The organism is Marinobacter gudaonensis, from assembly GCF_900115175.1.
GTDB lineage: Bacteria > Pseudomonadota > Gammaproteobacteria > Pseudomonadales > Oleiphilaceae > Marinobacter > Marinobacter gudaonensis.
The window spans coordinates 264,872-286,357 of record NZ_FOYV01000002.1; the positions used below are offsets into that span (position 1 = coordinate 264,872).

The 21,486-nt window shown below is 60.3% G+C and carries 20 protein-coding genes and 1 tRNA gene; 6 read left to right on the top strand and 15 right to left on the bottom strand.

Annotation, left to right across the window (positions count from 1 at the left end; all coding sequences use genetic code 11):
• Positions 1-249: 249 nt before the first annotated feature.
• Complete coding sequence (locus tag BM344_RS14330; protein WP_091991692.1) at positions 250-717, bottom strand: Spy/CpxP family protein refolding chaperone; 468 nt, start codon at positions 715-717, stop codon at positions 250-252.
• Positions 718-959: 242 nt separating this feature from the next.
• Between BM344_RS14330 and ylqF the strand changes: the two genes are divergently transcribed.
• From ylqF to fnr, 3 genes are all read left to right on the top strand, one after another.
• Entirely contained in the window at positions 960-1,829 is an 870-nt protein-coding gene (ylqF, locus tag BM344_RS14335; RefSeq protein ID WP_091991694.1) for a ribosome biogenesis GTPase YlqF, read from the top strand.
• 110 nt (positions 1,830-1,939) lie between these two features.
• Positions 1,940-3,154 carry a beta-ketoacyl-ACP synthase I gene (gene fabB / locus BM344_RS14340; protein WP_091991696.1) on the top strand — a complete coding sequence of 405 codons (1,215 nt, stop codon included), beginning with the start codon at positions 1,940-1,942 and terminating at the stop codon, positions 3,152-3,154.
• Between the two features lie 147 nt (positions 3,155-3,301).
• Positions 3,302-4,051, top strand: coding sequence for a fumarate/nitrate reduction transcriptional regulator Fnr (gene fnr, locus BM344_RS14345; RefSeq protein ID WP_091991698.1), 750 nt, complete (start codon positions 3,302-3,304; stop codon positions 4,049-4,051).
• A 32-nt stretch (positions 4,052-4,083) separates the two neighbouring features.
• Here fnr and BM344_RS14350 read toward each other — a convergent pair whose 3' ends face one another.
• Positions 4,084-4,962: a sugar nucleotide-binding protein gene (locus BM344_RS14350; RefSeq protein ID WP_091991700.1), complete on the bottom strand. Its 879-nt coding sequence runs from the start codon at positions 4,960-4,962 to the stop codon at positions 4,084-4,086.
• Positions 4,963-5,128: 166 nt separating this feature from the next.
• Here BM344_RS14350 and BM344_RS14355 point away from each other — a divergent pair, with 166 nt between their 5' ends.
• Positions 5,129-5,485, top strand: coding sequence for a hypothetical protein (locus BM344_RS14355; protein ID WP_091991702.1), 357 nt, complete (start codon positions 5,129-5,131; stop codon positions 5,483-5,485).
• Between the two features lie 33 nt (positions 5,486-5,518).
• On the opposite strand, the gene alr is transcribed toward BM344_RS14355, so the two are convergent.
• The 8 genes from alr to rnr form a co-directional block, all read right to left on the bottom strand.
• Entirely contained in the window at positions 5,519-6,595 is a 1,077-nt protein-coding gene (alr, locus tag BM344_RS14360) for an alanine racemase (RefSeq protein WP_091991704.1), read from the bottom strand.
• Complete coding sequence (gene dnaB / locus BM344_RS14365; protein WP_091991706.1) at positions 6,595-8,001, bottom strand: replicative DNA helicase; 1,407 nt, start codon at positions 7,999-8,001, stop codon at positions 6,595-6,597. The genes alr and dnaB overlap by 1 nt, the downstream gene beginning before the upstream one ends.
• Before the next feature lie 233 nt (positions 8,002-8,234).
• On the bottom strand, positions 8,235-8,681 hold the full coding sequence (gene rplI / locus BM344_RS14370) for a 50S ribosomal protein L9 (RefSeq protein WP_091991708.1): 447 nt from the start codon (positions 8,679-8,681) through the stop codon (positions 8,235-8,237).
• Between the two features lie 20 nt (positions 8,682-8,701).
• Positions 8,702-9,568: a hypothetical protein gene (locus BM344_RS14375; protein WP_091991710.1), complete on the bottom strand. Its 867-nt coding sequence runs from the start codon at positions 9,566-9,568 to the stop codon at positions 8,702-8,704.
• A 26-nt stretch (positions 9,569-9,594) separates the two neighbouring features.
• Entirely contained in the window at positions 9,595-9,825 is a 231-nt protein-coding gene (gene rpsR / locus BM344_RS14380) for a 30S ribosomal protein S18 (protein ID WP_007154918.1), read from the bottom strand.
• A gap of 25 nt (positions 9,826-9,850) precedes the next feature.
• On the bottom strand, positions 9,851-10,267 hold the full coding sequence (gene rpsF / locus BM344_RS14385; protein ID WP_091991712.1) for a 30S ribosomal protein S6: 417 nt from the start codon (positions 10,265-10,267) through the stop codon (positions 9,851-9,853).
• Between the two features lie 244 nt (positions 10,268-10,511).
• The gene (rlmB, locus tag BM344_RS14390) at positions 10,512-11,249 is read right to left on the bottom strand and encodes a 23S rRNA (guanosine(2251)-2'-O)-methyltransferase RlmB (protein ID WP_091991714.1); all 738 of its coding nucleotides are present in this window, start codon (positions 11,247-11,249) and stop codon (positions 10,512-10,514) included.
• A gap of 15 nt (positions 11,250-11,264) precedes the next feature.
• Positions 11,265-13,802 (bottom strand): ribonuclease R, encoded by a 2,538-nt coding sequence (gene rnr / locus BM344_RS14395; protein ID WP_091991716.1) that lies wholly within the window; start codon positions 13,800-13,802, stop codon positions 11,265-11,267.
• Positions 13,803-14,057: 255 nt separating this feature from the next.
• Here rnr and BM344_RS14400 point away from each other — a divergent pair.
• A tRNA-Leu gene (locus BM344_RS14400) sits at positions 14,058-14,144 on the top strand.
• A gap of 141 nt (positions 14,145-14,285) precedes the next feature.
• On the opposite strand, the gene BM344_RS14405 is transcribed toward BM344_RS14400, so the two are convergent.
• From BM344_RS14405 to mpl, 4 genes are all read right to left on the bottom strand, one after another.
• Positions 14,286-16,166 carry a hypothetical protein gene (locus BM344_RS14405; RefSeq protein ID WP_091991718.1) on the bottom strand — a complete coding sequence of 627 codons (1,881 nt, stop codon included), beginning with the start codon at positions 16,164-16,166 and terminating at the stop codon, positions 14,286-14,288.
• Between the two features lie 137 nt (positions 16,167-16,303).
• Positions 16,304-17,443: an acyl-CoA dehydrogenase family protein gene (locus BM344_RS14410; protein ID WP_091991720.1), complete on the bottom strand. Its 1,140-nt coding sequence runs from the start codon at positions 17,441-17,443 to the stop codon at positions 16,304-16,306.
• 127 nt (positions 17,444-17,570) lie between these two features.
• On the bottom strand, positions 17,571-18,218 hold the full coding sequence (locus tag BM344_RS14415; protein WP_091991722.1) for a flavin prenyltransferase UbiX: 648 nt from the start codon (positions 18,216-18,218) through the stop codon (positions 17,571-17,573).
• Between the two features lie 47 nt (positions 18,219-18,265).
• Positions 18,266-19,660, bottom strand: a complete 1,395-nt coding sequence (gene mpl / locus BM344_RS14420; RefSeq protein WP_091991724.1) for a UDP-N-acetylmuramate:L-alanyl-gamma-D-glutamyl-meso-diaminopimelate ligase — start codon at positions 19,658-19,660, stop codon at positions 18,266-18,268.
• 155 nt (positions 19,661-19,815) lie between these two features.
• Between mpl and BM344_RS14425 the strand changes: the two genes are divergently transcribed.
• The gene (locus BM344_RS14425; protein ID WP_091991726.1) at positions 19,816-21,078 is read left to right on the top strand and encodes a 6-phosphofructokinase; all 1,263 of its coding nucleotides are present in this window, start codon (positions 19,816-19,818) and stop codon (positions 21,076-21,078) included.
• Positions 21,079-21,189: 111 nt separating this feature from the next.
• Here BM344_RS14425 and BM344_RS14430 read toward each other — a convergent pair whose 3' ends face one another.
• Positions 21,190-21,444 carry a GrxA family glutaredoxin gene (locus BM344_RS14430; protein WP_091991728.1) on the bottom strand — a complete coding sequence of 85 codons (255 nt, stop codon included), beginning with the start codon at positions 21,442-21,444 and terminating at the stop codon, positions 21,190-21,192.
• Positions 21,445-21,486: the final 42 nt, after the last annotated feature.

Sequence of the window (21,486 nt, forward strand, 5' to 3'; positions counted from 1 at the left end):
TCTGAGACTTGAGCCGCGGCTGGCTTCCTATAACTCCGATTGCTGAAGCTTGGCGGGTGAGGGCCTTTGCCAGAATGTCGGCGGCCAAGGATGGCCGACGTCAAGCGCACATGGACGTGCTCGTAGCGGTTCTGGCAAAGGCCCTCACCCGCCAAAGCCCCACCAGAACTTGCAGGCTAGGGACACAAAAAAGGGCCACACCCAAGGATGCGGCCCTTCTCCAACAACAGGTCTAACTGAAAGTCAGGCTTACTGCATGCCCTGACCTTGGCCCTGCTGCATCTGCTGTTGCATCTGACGACGCTGCTGCATTTGCTGCTGCATCTGCTGCATACGCTTGTCCAGCTCGTCACGCTGCTCCTGGGTGAACACATTATCGACCTTTGCCTGCATCAGCGTGGACAGAGCCGCAATTTCACCGGTCAGGTCGCCCAGCTTCTCCGCTTTCTCACGGATCGCTCCTTCATCAAAGTCCGACTTGATCTCGCTCTGCATTTGCTGCTGGAGCGCGCGGGCTTCCTGGCGCAGTTCACCGATCTCACCCTGCATCTCGTCGATGATCGAGCGAATTTCCTTTTGCTGGTCTTCGGTCAGCCCCACCATCTGGGCCAACTGGTCAACCTGGTCCGGTTGCCCGCCAGAGGCCTGCTGGGCCATGGCCGGAACGGACAGGCTCAGGGCAACCAGTGCGGTACCAAACAGTTTTCCAAGTTTCATAAATGTCTCCGTTACTGTTGGTGGTCACTGCCTTGGGACCACCTCGGTGCGTTGGTTTCAGCGTTCAGGACCTACACCCTAAAGCATACGCCTACCGGTTTTCACCCCGATCAGCCCTCTTTTTGTACATACTTCGCAGAAACCCGGGCCAGATCCCGCCACACACGGGGGTTCAAACAAATGTGAAAGTTTGGTCATTCCGCTTCATAATGGCGCCGTTTATTCATTCCCGGAGCAGCACAATGGCCATCAACTGGTTTCCAGGGCACATGCACAAGGCCCGCAAGGAGATCAAGAAAGTCATGCCGCAGATGGATCTCATCATCGAGGTCCTGGACGCGCGCATTCCGTTCAGCAGCGAGAATCCGCTGGTGCCAGCCCTGCGCGGTGATACCCCGCTGATCAAGGTGCTGAACAAGCGTGACCTGGCCGATCCGGAAGTGACCGGGCAGTGGCAGACCTGGCTGGAGAAGGAGCGCGGGGTGCGGGCGGTTACCCTCACCCACAACCAGCGCAACGAAGCCATGGACATCCTGAAGCTGGCCGAGGACATGACACCGCACCACGATCGGCAGAAGAGCGCGCTGAGGGTGATGATCCTGGGTATTCCCAACGTGGGCAAATCCACACTGATCAATACCCTGGCCGGCCGCCCTGCCGCCAAGACCGGCAACGAACCGGCGGTGACCCGGGCCCAACAGGCGATCAAGCTGCCCCACAACATCCTGCTCTACGACACGCCCGGTTTCCTCTGGCCCAAGCTGTCGCCGGAAGCCTGCGGCTACCGGTTGGCGATCACCGGTGCCATCCGGAGCGCGGTGCTGGATTTCGAGGATGTTGCCCTCTTCGAGGCCGACTTTCTGCTGGCTGCCTATCCGGAGCTGGTCAAAGCCCGCTATGGGTTTGAGGAACTGCCCCGGGATGGGCTGGCCCTGATGGACGGCATTGCGACCAAGCGCCGGTTTTTCAGTCGTGGAGGCGTGCCGGACCTGCACAAGGTGTCCGAGGTGCTGTTGAACGAATTCCGGGCCGGCACACTGGGGCGAATTTCCCTGGAAACGCCCGCGATGGTGGAGCGGGAGCAACGCGAAGCCGAGGAAGCCTCCGGTTAACCGCCCCTTACCAAGGTCAAATATCGTATCCGGCGCAAACGGCCTAGACTGTCGGGTAGGGTAAATGATCACAGGGTTGGCCATTCGGGCCGACCGGTAAGGAGGAATGTATGAGACGCGTCGTCGTCACCGGCATGGGCATTGTGTCTTGCCTCGGCAACTCGCTGGAGGAGGTAACTCAGAGCCTGAAGCAGGGAAAATCCGGCATCCGCTTCAATGAAACCTATAAGGAGATGGGCTTTCGCAGCCAGATTGCCGGCTCCGTGGATGTCGATACCTCCGTCATCGACCGCAAGATCCGCCGTTTCATGGGCCCCTCGGCCATGTACAGTTTCCTGTCCATGGAACAGGCCATTGCCCAGGCAGGCCTGACCGAGGACCTGATTTCGAACGACCGCACCGGCCTGATCGCCGGTTCCGGAGGTGCCTCCTGTTCCAGCCAGGTAGAAGCCACCGATATCATGCGTGAAAAGGGCGTGAAACGCATTGGCCCGTACATGGTGCCCCGCATCATGACCAGCACCGTCTCCGCGTGCCTCGCCACCGCCTTCAAGATCCGCGGCGTAAACTATTCCATGTCGTCAGCCTGCGCCACCAGCGCCCACTGCATCGGCCACGCCATGGAGCAGATCCAGGCCGGCAAGCAGGACATCGTATTCGCCGGCGGCGGTGAAGAAGAGGACTGGAGCCTGACCATGATGTTCGACGCCATGGGCGCGCTCTCCACCAAATACAATGACGCTCCGGAGACCGCCTCACGACCTTTCGACACCGGTCGCGACGGCTTCGTCATTGCCGGTGGCGGAGGCATGGTGGTGCTTGAGGAGCTGGAGCACGCCAGAAAACGGGGCGCCAACATTATTGCCGAGTTGACCGGCTACGGCGCGACCTCCGACGGCTACGACATGGTAGCTCCCTCCGGTGAGGGGGCCCAGCGCTGCATGCAGCAGGCCATGGCCACCATCCGCAGCAAGATCGATTACATCAATGCTCACGGCACCAGCACGCCGGTGGGCGACGTTGCCGAGATGGGTGCGGTGCGCAAGACCTTCGGCACCGGCATTCCGGCCATTTCTTCCACCAAGTCCCTTTCGGGCCACTCTCTTGGCGCCGCAGGTGTTCAGGAGGCCATTTATTCTCTGCTGATGCTGGAGCACGGCTTTATCGCTGGCACCAAAAACCTGGCGACGCCGGACGAGAAAATCGGCGACCTGCCGATTGTCGGGCCCGAGAGCAAGGAAGCAACCCTGAATACCGTGATGTCGAACAGTTTCGGCTTTGGCGGCACCAACGCGTCGCTGGTTTTCGAGAGACTCCAGGACTGAGCCGGGCGCGAGCGCTTTGATAAGGGCCTTCGGGCCCTTATGTTATAAAATTATAATCTAAGATCGTTCGTCTCGATCATTGGCAAGTACAGCGATCCGTATTAAGGTGAGAGCTTGATAAGGATCAATTCGGACACTGCTCTCCCCATGGCCCAGACTATCCCCTTTCGTCAAGCGTCTCCCCTGAAAGCATCCTGCCACCAGTGCAGCCTGAGTAACCTCTGCCTGCCGCTGGCGATCGAGGAGAACGACCTCGACAGGCTGGAGGACATTGTCCAGCAGGGGCGCATCTTTAACCGGGGTGAACACATTTTTGATCAGAGTACGCCCTTCCGCTCCTGCTTTGCGGTCAAGAGCGGCTCGGTCAAGACTTCCATCATCACCGAGGGTGGTGAAGAGCAGGTGACCGGGTTCTTCATGCCAGGGGAGCTGATTGGCCTGGACAGCATTGGCGGCAGTCACTACGCCTGCACCGCAAAGGCGCTGGAGCGAACCAGCGTGTGCGAATTTCCGGTGGACAAACTGGAAGACCTGACCGTCAAGCTGCCGGAACTGCAGCACCACATGTACCACCTGATGAGCCAGGAGATCCAGAACAGTCACCAGCTGGCCATGCTGTTGAGCAAGAACACGGCGGAAGAGCGCATTGCGGCATTGCTGCTGTCCCTGTCCAGCCGGTTCCGGCGTCGGCGCATGTCGCCCACCAACTTCAGCCTGCCGATGGCCAGAAACGACATTGCCAACTTCCTGGGATTGGCCGTCGAAACGGTCAGCCGGGTCTTTACCCGGTTTCAGAACCAGGGAATCATCAAGGCTCGGGGACGTGAAGTCGAACTGCTGGATGTCGAGGCACTGCAGATGGTGACTCGTGAGTTCTCCAGGCAGTGCAACACCTGAGAACCAGCTAACGGGCCCTTGCCACCAACTTCTTAGCTGGTGGCTTCTCCCTCCATTTCCCGGCCGTTGGTCTGCCTGAGCGTTGCCAGCTCGTCCACCAGCCCCGATCGCCAGGGAAACTGTTTGATTCCGAAGGTGTTGCGGATCTTGGTACACACCAGGGTTGTGTTCAGAGGCTCCAGATTCCCCCAATCCGGCACCGCGTCCACCACACGGATACCTTCCGGAATTCCCGGCAATCCGGCAATAGCCAGCCCCAGCTCGTACAGGTTGATTTCCTCCGCCCCGGCATATTGATAGGTACCCCATACCTCGGCGCCGCAGTCAATCTGCAACACCATTGCCGCAATCACCCTCGCCAGATCCCGTACCGCCACCGGCTGACCCCGACAACGCCCCGGCAATGACAGGGTGACACCGGCGCCGGTACTGGCCTGTACCTTGCGGATGAACCGCGCCAGGCTCCATCCCGTGCGCAGGATGATGTGCCTGGGCAACAGTGTTCGAAGCGCCTGCTCACACTCCCACTGCCAATTGCCCAGCTCGTTCACCGGCTGACCGGGGTTAGACGTGATGTAACCGCTCTGCTTGCGGCCATCAAACACGTAGCAGGACGACAGCTGGATCAGTGCCATACCACGATCCCGGGCAAATTCGGCCATCGCCACCGGCAACGAGAACGCTGCCAGGTGGGCGCTCTCTGGATCGCTCTCTGCCACCTCGGGATCGGCCATCCAGAGGGCATTCACAATCAGGTCGGTGTCTTCCGGTATCCAGTTTTCCAGGGCCTTGAGATCGGCGTTGGAAGGATCGCTGACCAGCAGCGGGCTGACCTGCAGGTGCGTTTCCCGCAGGCGTTCCAGCAAAACCTTCCCCAAGGGGCCGTAATCGTGAACTACAAGTACATGCACGAGGAGTCAATGCCTCCGGATATCACTGATCTGACGGTTGTCCGGAACCGGTCTGGCCAATGGCTTCCGCCGTCCGGTCTCTAAACTGGTGCCCGGTCTGAAATTTTCGTGTCTGTGATAGGCGCTTTGCTATCGCTTTCAAGAGCATACAACAACAGGAACCGTCATGCTGAAACAACAAAGCCACATTGTCGCTCCGATTCCCGATGATCTGCGCACCCGCGCCCTGTATACCGTGAATGAGCTGCGAGAACGAGGCAAGGCCGACAAGGAAGCCATCGACAAACTGTTCAACCTCATCGTGGACATGACCGAACAAGGTCTGGATTTCTTCTTCCTTGAGCCACTACGCCGGCTGCACGCCAGCAACATGATGATGGGCATGGCGAAGATGGGCATCGGCAGCATGCTCAAGGGCAGCAAGATGGTCGTCCACAAGGTGCTGAAAAAGCTGGACGACCGGAGCCTGGCGGCCATACTCGACTTTATCGAGGACATCATTCACGAGCCGGAACCCGCCTGATCGCCAGACCGCGAGCAATGACCGCGCGAAGTCTTACAGATAATGCCGCCCCACCCGGGCGGTAATACCGGTCAGCAGTTCGTAGGAAATGGTGCCAGCACAGGTGGCCACTTCATCAACGCCCACCGTCCTGCCCCAGAGCTCGACGCTGTCGCCCTCCCTCGCGTCCGGTGCGCCGGTCAGATCCACCGCCAGCATATCCATCGACACCCGGCCGATCAGCCGGATGCGCTGGCCGTTGATCGCCGCCGGCGTGTTGGTGCCGGCATGCCGCGGGTAGCCATCGCCATAGCCAATCGCTACCATGCCCATCCGGGTGTCCCGGTCGGCCACCCAACTGGCGCCATAGCCCACCGACTCGCCAGCGGGTACCATTCGGGTACTGATCAGTGGTGCTTCCAACGACATCACCGGCTCGAGGCCCAGCTCCGGGCCGGTTTTGCCGATCATCGGGGAGCCGCCGTACAACATGATGCCAGGCCGACTCCAGTCATACAGTGGTTGCCCCGGATGGAAATGCGCTGCCGAGTTGCCAACGCTGCGCATCCGTTCCGGCCACGCCGCCGTGGCCTGCTCGAACACCTCGGTCTGCCTTGCGGTCATTGGGCTGTCAACGTCATCGGCGCAGGCAAAGTGAGTCACAAACCCCTCAAGCGTTGCCAGTGCCCCGGCTCGGTCAAGCCTTTGCATGACACTGGCTAACTCTCCGGGATGGAAACCCAACCGGTTCATGCCCGAGTTGACCTTCAACCACAGTCTGGGCCGGTTCCGGGAGCCGGACAGCCAGGTCAGTTGCTGCTCACTGTGCAGCACCGGCTCGAAGCCCCGCTCCGCACAGTTGGTAAGGTCCGTTTCGGCGTGCACACCCTGCAGCAAGACTACCGGCTGTGCCAGCCCCGCCTCCCGAATAGCCAAAGCCTCCTCAACGCAGGCTACCGCGTACTTCGGTGCCAGATCTGCCAGCGCCGAAGCCACCCGCGAGATGCCATGACCATACCCGTCGGCCTTGACCACCGCCATCACCCGGGCGCTACCGGCCCGTTGGCAGGCAGTCCTGTAGTTTCGGCGCAGGGCCTCCAGATCAATCCGCGCGACGGTGGGTCGGGGCATCAATACTCCCCGCCGTAATCGCTGTAATCGCCGTGGGCCAGGTCCTCGAACTTGGTGTATTTGCCAATGAACGCCAGACGGATGGTGCCAATCGGACCGTTCCGCTGCTTGCCAATGATGATCTCGGCAATGCCTTTGTCGGGCGTGTCTTCGTTATAAACCTCATCCCGGTACACAAACATGATTACGTCAGCGTCCTGCTCGATAGCACCAGACTCCCGCAGGTCCGAGTTGACCGGGCGCTTGTTGGGTCGCTGCTCCAGGCTTCGGTTCAGCTGCGACAGGGCCACCACCGGACAGCTCAGTTCCTTGGCAATACCCTTGAGTGACCGGGAGATTTCCGAAATCTCCGCGGTCCGGCCCTCGGTGTTTCCCGGCACCCGCATCAACTGCAGGTAGTCGACCATGATCAGGCCAATCTTGCCGTCGTTCTCACGGGCGATTCGGCGCGCGCGGGAGCGCATCTCCGTGGGGCTCAGGCCGGGCGTATCATCTATGTACAGCGGTTTGTCCTTGAGCAGGCTGACCGCCGAGGTCAGCCGGGGCCAGTCGTCCTCCTCCAGCTTGCCGCCGCGCACCTTGGTCTGATCGATTCGCCCCAGTGACGAGAGCATACGCATGGCCAGTGCATCCGCCGGCATTTCCATACTGAACACCAGGACCGGCGTGCCGGTGCTGATCAGCGCATTCTCAACAATATTCATGGCGAAGGTGGTCTTACCCATCGAAGGCCGGCCCGCCACGATGATCAGGTCCGAAGGCTGCATGCCCGAGGTCTGTTCATCCAGATCTTTGAAGCCGGTGGTGAGACCCGTGGTCTGCTCTCCGGATTCGAACAGCTCTTCAATTCGGCTCAGGGTTTTGGCCAGGATCGGATTGATCGCCTGTGGCCCGGAGCCCTCCTTGACCCTGGCTTCGGCAATCTGGAAAACGCTGCGTTCGGCCTCGTCCAGAATCTCGTTGCTGTTGCGGCCCTGGGGGTTGAACGCAGAATCGGAGATCTTGCCGGACACCTCCACCAGCTGACGCAGGATGGACCGCTCACGGACGATATCAGCGTAGGCGCGGATGTTGGCCGCACCCGGGGTTTTTTCCGCGAGCTCAGCCAGATAGGCAAGCCCACCGGCATCCTCAATGTCGCCCGCCCGCTCCAGAAATTCCGCCAGGGTCACCACATCCAGGGGTTCATTTTCGCTGGCCAGACGCTCCACTGCGCCAAAGATCAGCCGATGGTCCTGGCGATAGAAGTCGGCGGCCGAGATAACTTCGGAGATTTCGTCGAAGCGCCGGTTATCGAGCATCAGGCCACCCAGGACCGCCTGCTCGGCTTCCACGGAATGCGGCGGAACCTTGATACGACTGGTTTCGAGATCGGTACTCGTGGGCTTCAGATTGGGCTTGGCCATGCACACTTCTTCAGTTGGACGTCGGAACCACAACAGTGTAAGCGACCTGTGGCGACAATGGGAGAGGGTTACAGCAAGGTAACAGGATAACAGATAGCAACAGGCCCGAAAGCCGCCAGAGGCGGATCGGGCCTGTCGGACCGGCCTGCTACCGCCTCCTTGGAGGCGGCTCGGGCCGCCAGCAATCTACCGGGTCGGGAGAGATTCCCGATCCGCCCTCCGGGGAAAGCGGATTACTCGGCAACAACCGCCAGCTTGATGGTCACTTCCACATCGGAGTGCAGCTGAAGCTCGATGTCGTACTCACCAGTGACCCGGATGGGGCCTTCAGGCAGACGAACTTCGCTCTTCTCGATTTCAGTGCCACCGGCAGTAACGGCGTCAGCGATGTCACGGACACCAATGGAACCGAACAGCTTGCCTTCCTCACCAGCCTTGGAAGTGATGGTGAAGGACGCGCCTTCCAGGGCTTCGGCACGGGCCTGGGCTGCGGCCAGCTTCTCGGCTGCGGCCTTCTCAAGCTCGGCGCGACGCTCTTCGAACGCCTTCAGGTTTGCTTCGGTGGCAGGTACAGCCTTGCCATAGGGAAGCAGGAAATTACGACCGTAACCGGCCTTGACCTTGACCTTGTCACCCAGGGCGCCAAGGTTTGCTACTTTCTCGAGCAGAATAACTTCCATCTCGTTAACCTCTTCGTGCTTTATTCAGCCGGCCCGGCGGGTTGTATACGCCTCCGGATATCCAGCCAGCTATCCACAAAAGCCAGAACTACTAACAGAATCATCAGGGTCGGGCCCAGCAGAACCAGTGCCACATAAAACAGCGCCAGCCACTGTCCGCTCAGCTTCTTGATACCAACCACGCCGTGAATCAGTGCCAGACTGGCCAGGAACAGCGGAGTTCCCGCAGCCCAGGCCAGCAGCATGGAGTTGAGCCCGAGTACCGGGCCAACCACCATGGTCACCGCGCACAACACCGCAATCGGCGGCGACAGACGCAGACCGTGGAATTCCTTACGGAATCCGCCAGGGTTGTAAAGCCCCGCCTGCCACGCCCGCGCCAGCATGGTCATGCCCACACCTGTCGCCAGGTAGGTGCCAGCCATGCTCGCGTTCATCGTGTCCCGAATCACTTTTTCAAGCTCATCTCCGAGACTCTTCGCTATTTCGGCGTTGTATTGCTGGTAAAAGCTCACCCCGGCCTGGACCAGATCGTCCAGCAAACCCGGGTAGATCACAGGCAACATAAGGCCTGTGACGATTCCAAGAAAACTCCCTCCAAGAAGGGCCTTTTCCCAGGACAGTGTGGTTCGCAACAGCGCTGCCATCAGCATGACCTGAAGCAATACCGCCAGGGCGGTCGGGTCCTGCCCGAAAATGCTCCAGCCCAGGGCCGGTAGTATGGCCCAGAGGCCGATCTTGAGCCCCTGACTGATGCCAAGCCTGAGAATTACCAGGCCGACAACCGCTGCGCCAATCCAGAACAGCAAAGGTACCGCAGTTGTGACTGCTGCTACCCCGCCGGCCTGCAGGGGACCGCGCATTACATACTGTGCCAGTGCACGCATGGTCCCGGGTCCTGTGTTTCTGTTACTTAGTTATCGTGGCTGTCCGAGTACGGCAGCAGAGCCAGGTAGCGGGCGCGCTTGATAGCGGTGGCCAGCTGACGCTGATAACGTGCTTTGGTGCCGGTGATGCGGCTGGGCACGATTTTGCCGGTTTCAGTGATGTAGCCTTTCAGGGTGTCCAGATCCTTGTAATCGATCTCCTTGACACCCTCTGCCGTGAACCGGCAGAACTTACGACGTCTGAAAAAACGAGCCATATCTTAACTCCTCAACTCCGGTTGATTACTCTTCTTCGTCCTGGGTCTCAGCCTGCCGACGGTCGTCAGATTCGGCTGAACGGCGCGGACGGTCGTCTCCGCCGGAACGACGGTCCTCGCGGGACTCGGCGGCTTTCATCGGAGACAGATCGGTAACGGCTTCATCGCGACGCAGGATCAGGTCACGGATGATGGCGTCGTTGAACCGGAAGTTGTGAGTCAGCTCGTCCATCGCAGCCTGTGAACACTCGATGTTCATCAGCACGTAGTGAGCCTTGTGAATCTTGTTGATCGGGTAAGCCAGGTGGCGACGGCCCCAATCTTCCAGGCGATGTACCTTGCCGCCATCTTCGGTGATGACGCTGGTATAACGCTCGATCATCGCGGGCACCTGCTCGCTCTGATCCGGATGTACCATAAATACGATTTCGTAGTGACGCATGAGTTCTCCCTACGGTTTAAACAGCTTTCTTTTCACCTGCGGCGCGGATCTCTGCGCCCGGCGAACATGAAAGCAAGGAGTTGACAGCATCGGCTGCCGGTTTCTTTTTGCTTTATCAATAAGGCTTTACAAGAAAGGCTTGATCAAAAGCTCGGTTCCGCACCGCCCGCGTTCAGGCAATACAAAACCGCCCCTTGAAAAAGGGGTCACGTATTCTAGGCGGGTAACGGCCAGTGTGCAAGGGTTAACCCAGCCTCTGGCGCAGGGCTTCGTACAGACACACGCCGGTGGCGACCGAAACGTTGAGACTGTCCACGTGGCCTAGCATCGGGATTTTGATCAGCTGATCACAGTGTTCGCGGGTGAGCCGGCGCATGCCTTTGCCCTCGGCGCCCATCACCAGAGCCACAGGACCTTTGAAGTCCGCCTGATACAGCGTCGCCTGGGCTTCCCCGGCGGTGCCGATCAGCCAGATGCCCTGATCCTGCAGACTGCGCAGGAAGCGCGCAAGGTTGGTTACCCGCACGAAGGGCACAGTTTCAGCCGCCCCACACGCCACCTTGCGGGCCACCGGCGTGAGCGACGCCGACTTGTCCTTGGGAACGATCACCGCCTGAACGCCTGCGGCATCGGCAGTACGCATGCAGGCACCCAGGTTATGCGGATCGGTCACGCCGTCGAGCACCAGCAGGAACGGCGGCTCATCACTGGCGGCTAGCTGGGCAAGGAGATCGTCTTCAGTCCACTCCCGGCTCTCACTGACCGCCGCAACGATGCCCTGATGGACGCCGGACACCCGCTCGTCAAGCTCGCGACGATGCACTACCTGCCAGCGCACACCCAGCGCATCGAGGGCGTCGGTAATACTCTTGACCCGTTTGTCCTGCCGACCAGTCTGGATCCAGACCTGTTGCAACCGCTCAGGCTCGCGCTTGAGTACTGCCTCAACCGCATGCCAACCAAATACAAACTCTTCGGACACTGCTGCCGCTTCCTTTTATTTGGCTGACTTGCGGGGTTTCCGCGGCTTTCCGCCAACCGGCCCTTTTCCGCCGCCCTTGCCAGAAGACTTCCGGGAAGCCTCCCGCGCCGCTTCTGCAACCAGCCTGTCTTTGGCACTGCCAGAGCCTGTTTGCTTACCTGACTGGCCAGCCTTCGCGCTACCCTGTCCCGCGGAGGCGCCGCGACTTTTCTTGCGCCCGCTTTTTTCAGGGGCACCGCGATCACCGCGCTGTCCGCCTTTGCCGCGACGCTCGCGTTTGGACACGTCCAGAGCGTCTCGATCGGCTTTACGACGCTTGGGCGTGCTGATCAGCTCCAGGTCGATCTTGCGGTCTTCGAGGTCCACACGCACCACGCGCACCCTCACCTCGTCGCCAAGGCGGAAGCTGACCGCCGTACGTTCACCAATCAGACGGTGCTTGGCGGCATCGTGGTGGAAGTAATCGCCGCTGAGCGTCGACACATGCACCAGCCCTTCTATATAGATATCTGACAGCTGGACGAAAAAGCCGAACGGCACCACCGAGGCAATGATTCCGTTGAACTCCTCACCCACGTGATCCCTCAGGAACTCGCACTTGAGCCATGCCATCACGTCCCGGGTCGCATCGTCCGCCCGGCGCTCGGTCATGGAAGCGTGTTCACCGAGCTGCTCCATCTGCGCGTAGTCGTAGGGGTATACGGCCAGCTCAGGATCGGTAACCTTCGGCGTGACCACGTCCTTGGTGACTTCCGGTTTGTGGATACGGGACTTGATGGCCCGATGCACAATCAGGTCCGGGTAGCGACGGATGGGCGAGGTAAAGTGGGTGTAGCTCGCAAAGCCCAGTCCGAAGTGGCCGCTTTCCTCAGGACTGTAGACGGCCTGACTCAGGGATCTGAGCATCACCATCTGGATCACGTTGGCATCGGGCCGGTCGGCCACTTCGTTCAGAAGGGCCTGGTAATCGGCCGACGTCGGCTTGTCACCGCCTCCCAACTGAAGACCAAGCTCACCGAGGAACAGGCGCACTGCATTGAGGCGCTCCTCGGACGGCCCTTCGTGAACGCGGTAAAGCGCGGGCACCTGATGCTTCTTCAGGAAACGGGCCGTGGCCACGTTCGCGCAGAGCATGCACTCTTCGACGATCTTGTGGGCGTCGTTACGGTGCACCGGCACGATTTCCTCAATCTTGCGCTCGGCGTCGAACACGATTTTGGTTTCGGTGGTCTCAAAATCAATCGCGCCACGCTCGGTACGCGCCTGACGCAGCAGCTTGTACAGATCATAAAGGTTGTGCAGGTGCGGCAACAGGTCGGCGTACTGGGCCGACAGCCGGTAGCCCTGCTCGCTGTCCGGATGCTCAAGCATGGCGCTGACCTTGTTGTAGGTCAGTCGGGCATGGCTGCGCATCACCGCCTGGTAGAAGGTGTAACCACTGATGTTGCCAGCGGCGCTGATGGTCATGTCGGCCACCATGCACAGTCGGTCTACGTCCGGGTTCAGGGAGCAAAGGCCATTGGACAGCTTCTCCGGCAGCATCGGCACCACGTGATCCGGGAAGTACACTGAATTACCCCGGCGAATGGCTTCCTCATCCAGCGGTGACCCCGGCCGCACATAGTGCGAGACGTCGGCAATGGCAACGACCAGCCGATAGCCGCCCCGCGGCCGTGGCTCACAATAGATCGCGTCGTCAAAGTCACGGGCGCTCTCATCATCGATAGTCACCAGACGCATGTTGCGGATATCCACGCGATTGGCCTTGTCCTTCTCGGCAACCTCGGCAGGAATGGACGCCGCCTGCTCTCCCACCGCCGGCGGCCAACTGTGGGGAATGTCGTAGGACCGGATGGCAACGTCGATCTCCATCCCCGGGGCCATATGTTCGCCCAGGATCTCGATGACCTTGCCGGTCGGCTGGGTGCGGATAGTGGGCTGACGCAGGATCTCCACCACCACATACTGGCCGTGGTAGGCCTCGCCAATGTGCTCCTCGGGCACCAGCACCTCGTGGTTTATGCGGGCGTTTTCCGGCACCACGAAGGCGATACCGCTTTCCTTGAACAGGCGCCCGACAGTCTGGGTGGTTCGATGCTCGAGGACTTCCACTATCACGCCTTCACGGCGGCCCCGATCATCGACACGATCTACCCGCGCGGCCACCCGGTCACCGTGGAACACCTGGCGCATCTGGCGAGCGGTCAGAAACAGATCGGAACCACCGTCGTCAGGCACCAGAAAACCAAAGCCGTCCTTGTGACCAATCACCCGACCAGTCACCAAGTCGGCTTCCTCTATAGGCAGATAGGCGCCACGGCGGTTGCAGATCAGTTGGCCATCGCGACACATGGCAATCAGCCGCCGGCGCAGGGCCTCAATGCCCTCTTCCGAGGTCTGGCCCAGTTCCTGGCACAGGGTTTCGTGGGTCGCGGGGGCCCCGCGTTCTTTCAGATGCCCGAGAATGAACTCACGGCTCTGGATTGGATTTTCGTACTTCTGGGCCTCACGGCTGGCGTGAGGATCCCTGTCATTTTTCTTCCTGGAAACCATTCGGATCCTTGTTTTGATTCCGCGCCACAGTGGCGCGACTTACATTCATTTGCACGGAGTATAACGTCGGTACGGAGTTCCTGCCTATCAACCCCGACAGAATAGGCACAAATACCTGCCCGGGTTTTTGCGAAAAAATGTTTGACAGCCCTGATCGGAATTATTAAAGTACGCGCCATCGGTTGAGGGGCAAAACTCAACGGTCGCGGAAACGTCGAGTTTTCAACAGACTAACGACAATTTCGTGAATCACCTGCCGAGGTGGTGAAATTGGTAGACACGCTAGCTTCAGGTGCTAGTGGGGGCAACCCCGTGGAGGTTCAAGTCCTCTCCTCGGCACCACTTCCTCCCTCAGGAAGTGGGAAAAGAATGCAGCAACCCGGCTAAAGACGCACATTCTGCTGCAATCAATCTCCAAATCTGTTCACCACCCGAATGCTCTGACCCAGACGGTCGCGCAGGTTATTTTGTCGTGTCTGCTGGCTATTGAAGCAGCCCTACCAGATAGTCCGACAATGTCTCATAGCTGTAGACAACCCGCGCGTAGGCACTGCTCGCTTCAGCCTCGAACTCACGACCACAATCGCCGGGCAGGGTGTAGGCTCTGAGAAAGGCTTCCTGAATCAGATTCGGTTGACTGGTCACGAACCCGCTTGCACCGCTCACCGGGTAACGCATGGCCCACTTGAAGCTGCCATTTCCGGTTACCCGTCCTTCGGCCAGTTTCACGGGATCCAGAAACCCGAAACTGAGCAGGCGAAGATCCTGATGCTCGCCCGATCCAAAGGTTCGGGTATCGAACTGCATCCCAAGATTGGTAAAGCCCGACGGCTGGGGCTCATAGCCTGCGAAGCCATAGCTCTGAACACCGGTCACCACCTGATCCGCGCCAACTGCCTGTTCATCCACCACACAGCTGACAACGTCAGAGAGAAGACTGACAGACTCCTGCTCCGCACCGCCCTGCTCAATACGATACCCCGGGAAAACCTCGGTAGCATTGGAAAGTCGCGGCGTCAGGGTGCGTTCGGTTCCGTTGGCGTATCGGGCCGTGACTGACGCCAGCTCACCGCTTTCCCGGGTCCAGCTGTAGACAATCTCCGGAGTGCCTCCCAGTTCGCTGGACTCAGGCTCTGCACCCTGCGCGAGATGGCAAGAGGTGACGGTATCAAAGGTGATGGTCTGCGCGTCCCAATCGAACACCAGGCGCTCATCAGTGCCAGCTGCCTCATAGCTGACCCGGCTCTGGGCGGAAAGCGAGGCCGATGGCAGCCACTGGGTTTCAAGGACTCCCATGCGGCCATTCACCCGGATCACCCGGGCAAGTTCACGGAGCGTGGGTGCCATACACCCCTGGGCCGAGACTGAGCGGATTCGGCCATCCTCGGTGTAATCGAATGCCAGTTCTGCGGAAATCTCGAGCCCCGAGGTGCTCGCCGGGAGCGTGCCCCCGGAAGCCGGCTCGGCATACACCAGCTGCCGGGTCAGCAGCACCGGATCCGTCAGTTCCAGCGTCACCTCCGGAAGTGCAAGGGCATCCGCATCCACGTTGGCATAATTGCCGCCGCCAGCGGCGGCATCCACCACGTCAGCCACACGGCCTGCGTTCTGCACCAGCGACACACCCAGAAGGAAGGCAGCCTCCTTGCTCAGGAAGCGCTCGGTACCAGCGCTGCCGGGCTGCGCCAACAGCGTGTTGTACTCGTCGGGAAGCTGGCTGGCCATGAACCGGGCCAGGGCCCGCGCATAGGCGTGGGCGCGCTCATCCCCCGCAAGAATATAGTCACGTACCAGATTCAGGCCCGCCAGGCCTTCCAGGGAAGGTAGGTCTGATAACGAGGCCAGGCCAACCATCTGACGGTACCGGTCGAGCGTGGTCAGGGGGGTAAGGTTACGATTACCGGGTGCTGCCGACATCAGATAGGCCCGGGCAACCGGAACATCTCCGTTGCGGGTTTCTTCCAGGGTGGTGCCAGGTATGGCCAAGGCAAACAACGGGTAGTCCCGCGGATCAAGATCCGGCCCTACCCCGGGCGGAAGCACCAGCCCGGAAATATCCAGCGAAAATACACCGCCGGGGCCGCTCATGGCCGTGGGTTCACCGGCGGTCAGTGTCACCTCCCGGCCGTTGTCGAGTTCGATGACCAAGGGCCCCGGCGTGTACTGGCTGTCGCCGTCCATATCCAGCCACACCCGCGCCTTGTTGAGGTAACCGTCGATGACCTTGCCGGTATAGGGCGCAGGCTGGCTGTATTCAACGCCGTCGAACTCACGACCGTCCACGGGCAGCTCGTCGGATTCCTTGCCGCAACCGGCAAACGTGAGAGAGACAGCAATAACAGACAGGCAGATCAGGCGTTTCATCGCGGCAACCGTTTATCCTTGTTCGATGCCGCTACTTTAGGGGATGTCTTGGCTGGAGACCTTGATAGGTTTGGCAATTTGTAAAGTTAAGTAACCGGGCATCCCGGAGCCGCCAGAGCGCCGGGATGCCCTGAGGCTCAGAAGGAGCGGGCCACGATTTCCTTCATGATCTCGTTGGTACCGGCATAGATGCGCTGCACCCGCGAATCCGCCCAGGCCCGGGCAATCGGATACTCCCACATGTAGCCGTAGCCACCGTGTAGTTGCACGCACTCGTCCATGACCTTGCACTGCAGATCGGTGGTGAGCTGCTTGAGCATGGCCGCGGTCGGGATATCGAGCTTTTTCTCCAGGTGCAGTTCCAGGCAGCGGTCGGTGAACACGCGAGCGGCGGTTATCTCCGCTTTCATTTCCGCCATCTTGAAGCGCGTATTCTGGAAGGCGATGACCGGTTTACCGAAGGCTTTGCGCTCCTTCACATAATCCAGAGTCCACTGCCAGGCGGCTTCCGCCGCCGCGACCGCAGCCAGCGCTACCTGTAGCCGCTCGGCGGGCAGTTCCTGCATGAGCTGGAAAAAACCCTGCCCTTCCATGCTGCCCAGCAGGTGCGTCGTCGGCACTTTCACATCCTGGAAGAACAGCTCCGAAGTATCCTGGGCTTTCATGCCCACCTTGTTGAGGTTCTGGCCTTTCTGGAAGCCCTCCCAGGCGGTCTCCACCAGCAACAGGCTGGTGCCCTTGGCGCCTTCCTTGGGATCGGTCTTGGCCACCACGATTACCAGATCGGCCATCTGGCCATTGGTGATGAAGGTTTTCGAGCCGTTGAGAACGTAGTGGTCGCCGTCCTTGACGGCCGTGGTCTTGACGCCCTGCAGGTCGGAACCGGCACCAGGCTCGGTCATGGCGATGGCGGTGATCATTTCACCGGACACCAGCTTGGGCAGGTAGTGCTGCTTCTGCTCCTCGGAGCCGTAATTGAGGATATAGGGAGCAACGATGTCCGAATGCAGGCCCCAGCCGATGCCGGACAGCCCCAGTCGGGATACCTCCTCCATCACCACCGCACTGTAGCGGAAGTCGGCGCCCACGCCACCGTACTCCTCGGGAATGGTTGGACACAGAAACCCGAGTTCGCCGGCCTTCTGCCAAAGCTCCCGGCTGACCTGGCCGTCTTTCTCCCACTGGTCGTGGTAGGGCACGGCTTCCTGTTCCAGGAACTTGCGAACGGAATCGCGGAAACCTTCCAGGTCAGCATCAAAGAGAGTACGTGGAATCATGGTGAACCTCGGTGAATAACGGGTGTTGTGATTGTCGTTCACCAAGTCTCGACCCAGAGGCCTGTTCGCTCAATGATGAAAAGCATCAATCGGGCTGACCAAAACCATCGTCGAGGCGTTGCAGGAATCAGCCGTCGCGGCGGGCTTCGGCACGGGCCTCACCCCAGCGGGGCATCAGGTCCTGGGGCAGGCCCAGATGGTCCAGGATGCGGGCGACGATGAAATCCACGAGGTCATCCACGGACGCCGGCTTGTGGTAGAAGCCGGGACTGGCGGGCATGATAACGGCCCCCATGCGGGTCAGCTTTAGCATGTTTTCCAGGTGCACTTCCGAGAACGGAGCCTCCCGAGGCACCAGGATGAGGGTTCGGCGCTCTTTCAGGGCAACGTCGCCGGCCCGCTCGATCAGGTTGTTGCTGGCGCCAGTGGCCAGCGCCGACAGGGTCCCGGTACTGCAAGGACAGACCACTAACGGAGCTTTCTCCCCGGAGCCGGAAGCCGGCGGCGCGAACCAGTCTTCACGACCAAACACCAGTACCTGGCCGGGTTCAGCGTTGGCATAGGCGGAGAGCGTCTCTTGCATGGCCGGGGGAGTACCCGGCAATTTAAGTTCGGTTTCCGTGGCGATCACCACCTGGGCTGCCCGGCTGACCATTACATTTACGCGGCAGCCCACCGCCACCAGGCATTGCAGCAGGCGTAGCCCGTACTGAGCGCCCGAAGCGCCAGTAAAGGCCAGATTAATGGTTTTCGCCTGTGACTGCTTGTCTGTCATGACCTGTATATCCGTGCAACTCTCAGGTGGTACCCGGCAGGGCCGAATCAGCTTCCGATACGCTCGAGCTCGGCCACCAGTTTACCGTGAATGCCACCAAAACCGCCGTTGCTCATGATAACAATGTGGCAGGGCCGGGGCAGATCCGCCAGGGTGGTGGCGATGAGTGCCTCCACCGTCGCCTCAACCTGGTGCCGGTGCGAGCCTTCGTTCTGGTCTTGCCAGTTACTGACCAGAGTCGGCAGCCAATCCATGCCGTTCAGGTTGGCCCAGAGCACCCGGTCGGCGGCACCGGCGCTGGGCAGCAGCGCCTGCTGGTGAACACCTTGCTTCATAGTGTTCGAACGAGGCTCGATCAAAGCCAGAATTGGCTCGTCCCCGACCCGATTACGAAGACCCTCAAGCGTGGTGGCGATAGCGGTGGGATGGTGGGCGAAATCATCGTACACCCTCACTCCGTCAATGTCCGCCAGCAGCTCCATCCTGCGCTTCACCCCGGAAAACCGGCACAGGGCCGCCACCGCATGGTCGGGCGTGATACCGATGTGGCGAGCCGCAGCGATCGCCGACAGTGCGTTGCGGACATTATGCAGGCCGGTGTGCTCCCAGCTCAGGGTTGCCACCGGCTGTTCGTGGTGGATCACCATGAACCGGCTACCATCCTCGGACAGCAATTCGGCCCGCCAGTCAGTGGTGCGCGGGGTTTCGCTGCCGATGGCGGTGTCCTGCACCGGACTCCAGCAACCGAGTGCCAGGGCGTTATCCAGATGCGTGTCAACGGCGGGACGGATAATCAAGCCCTGAGAAGGCACGGTCCGGACCAGATGATGGAACTGACGCTCGATCGCTTCGACATTCTCGAAAATGTCGGCGTGGTCGAATTCGAGGTTGTTCAGGATCAGAGTGTGGGGCCGGTAGTGCACAAACTTCGAGCGTTTGTCGAAGAACGCACTGTCGTACTCGTCCGCCTCGATCACGAAGAAATCGCTGCTTCCAAGCCGGGCCGAGACGGCGAAATCCCGGGGCACCCCACCCACCAGGTAACCGGGATCGAAGCCGGCCTGCTCCAGGATCCATAACAACATGGCTGTGGTCGTGGTCTTGCCGTGGGTTCCGGCTACGGCCAGCACCCAGCGGTGCCTCAACACTTCCCGGGCCAACCACTCCGGCCCGGACATATAGTCGATGTTCCGGTTGAGCACCGCTTCCACTTCCGGATTGCCCCGGGACAGGGCATTGCCAATCAGCACGAGGTCTGGCCGGGGTTCAAGGTTGTCCGGGGCATACCCTTCCATCAGGCTGATCCCCTGGGCCTCCAGCTGAGTGCTCATAGGCGGGTAGACGCCATGATCGGAGCCGGTTACGGTGTGGCCCAGCTCGCGGGCCAGCACGGCCAGACTGCCCATAAAGGTGCCACAGATTCCAAGGATGTGAATGTGCATTCGGCAACTGCTCCGCGTGTTGAAACCCGACAAGCCTCCCGTATCCGCCCCACCCCGTCAAGAGCCACGCCATACGCAATCCTGCCCATGAAAAATCACGTTGTTTGGCGTATCATCAGCGCCATTGTCGAACCAGCAGGAGGCCCCAGCCCGAGATGGCTATCAAGAATGCATTCTACGCTCAGTCCGGCGGTGTCACCGCCGTCATCAATGCCAGCGCCTGTGGCGTTATCCAGACCGCCCGCAAGCATCCGGACAAGATCGGCAAGGTGTATGCCGGGCGCAACGGCATCATCGGGGCACTCAAGGAAGAGTTGATCGACACCAGCCTTGAGAGCGACGACGCCATTCAGGCCCTCATTCATACGCCAGGCGGCGCCTTCGGCTCCTGCCGGCACAAGCTCAAGAACCTTTCGGAGAACCGTCGCGAATATGAACGACTGATTGAGGTGTTCCGGGCCCACGACATCGGCTATTTCTTCTACAACGGCGGTGGCGACTCCCAGGACACCGCCTACAAAGTGTCCCAGATTGCTGACAAGATGGGCTACCCGATCACCTGCATCGGTGTTCCCAAGACCGTCGATAACGACCTTCCGTTCACCGACTGCTGCCCGGGTTTTGGCTCCGTTGCCAAGTACATTGCCACCTCCACCCTGGAGGCCAGCCTCGACATCAAATCCATGTGCGAGACCTCCACCAAGGTGTTCATTCTGGAGGTGATGGGACGTCATGCCGGCTGGATTGCCGCCGCCGGTGGCCTCGCCGGACAGGGTGAGGGCGAACCGCCCCACATCATCCTGTTCCCGGAGATTCCGTTCGACAGGGAGACCTTCCTGGCCCGAGTGGATCATTGTGTGAAGGAATACGGTTACTGTGTGGTGGTCGCATCAGAAGGTGCCCAGTACGAGGATGGCCGCTTCCTGGCCGACGCCGGCGCCAAGGATGCCTTCGGGCACACCCAGCTTGGTGGCGTGGCACCGGCCCTGGCCAATATGGTCAAGCAGGCGCTGGGACACAAGTATCACTGGGCTGTGGCGGATTATCTGCAGCGCAGCGCTCGGCACATTGCCTCCGCCACTGACGTCGAGCAGGCTTATGCCGTAGGCAAGGCAGCCGTGGAGATGGCGCTGGCCGGCAAGCAGGCGCTCATGCCCACCATCGTGCGTGAGCAGGCCAAACCCTACCGCTGGAAGATCGGGGAGGCGCCGCTCAGCGAAGTCGCGAACCAGGAAAAGAAAATGCCGATCCATTACATCACTGATGATGGCTTCGGCATCACCCAGGACTGCCGGGACTATCTGGCACCGCTGATTGCCGGCGAGAGCTTCCCTCCATTCGACGATGGCCTGCCCCGTGTTGCCAGGCTGCAGAACCAGCTGGTGGAAAGGAAACTGAAAACCGAGTTCCAGCTCTGAGGCAATAATCCCCAGCCCGGGGGGCCGCAGTCACAGACAGAGGAGTCGATCAGGGCCTGGCGGAGGTGCCGCCAGGCCCGTTTCCTGCCTGGCTTCCGAACGGTAAAGCCGCTAACGCGTCAGTTCTGTCTCGTGGTCGCGAACCCAGGCATAGAACTGATCAAAACCGCCAACGTACTCCCGGCCCACCAGAATCTGTGGCACGGTGTGGACCGGCCGGCCAATCTCGTTCGCGATGTCCTGCTTGCTCATCCCCCGCTCAACCATATCAATCCAGACATAGGGAATGTTCCTGGCCTCACACAGGTGCTTCGCCCGCACACAGAAGCCACAACTCGAACGGCCGTAGATGGTCACCTGCTCCATAAAGCCCTCCGCAAGAATTGGCGGTGAATGTAACGCGTAAAT

Bases quoted from the DNA above. Each gene is read 5' to 3' on its own strand.
- BM344_RS14330 (WP_091991692.1), bottom strand. From the start codon at position 717: ATGAAACTTGGAAAACTGTTTGGTACCGCACTGGTTGCCCTGAGCCTG.
- ylqF (WP_091991694.1), top strand. From the start codon at position 960: ATGGCCATCAACTGGTTTCCAGGGCACATGCACAAGGCCCGCAAGGAG.
- fabB (WP_091991696.1), top strand. From the start codon at position 1,940: ATGAGACGCGTCGTCGTCACCGGCATGGGCATTGTGTCTTGCCTCGGC.
- fnr (WP_091991698.1), top strand. From the start codon at position 3,302: ATGGCCCAGACTATCCCCTTTCGTCAAGCGTCTCCCCTGAAAGCATCC.
- BM344_RS14355 (WP_091991702.1), top strand. From the start codon at position 5,129: ATGCTGAAACAACAAAGCCACATTGTCGCTCCGATTCCCGATGATCTG.
- alr (WP_091991704.1), bottom strand. From the start codon at position 6,595: ATGCCCCGACCCACCGTCGCGCGGATTGATCTGGAGGCCCTGCGCCGA.
- dnaB (WP_091991706.1), bottom strand. From the start codon at position 8,001: ATGGCCAAGCCCAATCTGAAGCCCACGAGTACCGATCTCGAAACCAGT.
- rplI (WP_091991708.1), bottom strand. From the start codon at position 8,681: ATGGAAGTTATTCTGCTCGAGAAAGTAGCAAACCTTGGCGCCCTGGGT.
- BM344_RS14375 (WP_091991710.1), bottom strand. From the start codon at position 9,568: ATGCGTGCACTGGCACAGTATGTAATGCGCGGTCCCCTGCAGGCCGGC.
- rpsR (WP_007154918.1), bottom strand. From the start codon at position 9,825: ATGGCTCGTTTTTTCAGACGTCGTAAGTTCTGCCGGTTCACGGCAGAG.
- rpsF (WP_091991712.1), bottom strand. From the start codon at position 10,267: ATGCGTCACTACGAAATCGTATTTATGGTACATCCGGATCAGAGCGAG.
- rnr (WP_091991716.1), bottom strand. From the start codon at position 13,802: ATGGTTTCCAGGAAGAAAAATGACAGGGATCCTCACGCCAGCCGTGAG.
- BM344_RS14405 (WP_091991718.1), bottom strand. From the start codon at position 16,166: ATGAAACGCCTGATCTGCCTGTCTGTTATTGCTGTCTCTCTCACGTTT.
- BM344_RS14410 (WP_091991720.1), bottom strand. From the start codon at position 17,443: ATGATTCCACGTACTCTCTTTGATGCTGACCTGGAAGGTTTCCGCGAT.
- BM344_RS14415 (WP_091991722.1), bottom strand. From the start codon at position 18,218: ATGACAGACAAGCAGTCACAGGCGAAAACCATTAATCTGGCCTTTACT.
- mpl (WP_091991724.1), bottom strand. From the start codon at position 19,660: ATGCACATTCACATCCTTGGAATCTGTGGCACCTTTATGGGCAGTCTG.
- BM344_RS14425 (WP_091991726.1), top strand. From the start codon at position 19,816: ATGGCTATCAAGAATGCATTCTACGCTCAGTCCGGCGGTGTCACCGCC.
- BM344_RS14430 (WP_091991728.1), bottom strand. From the start codon at position 21,444: ATGGAGCAGGTGACCATCTACGGCCGTTCGAGTTGTGGCTTCTGTGTG.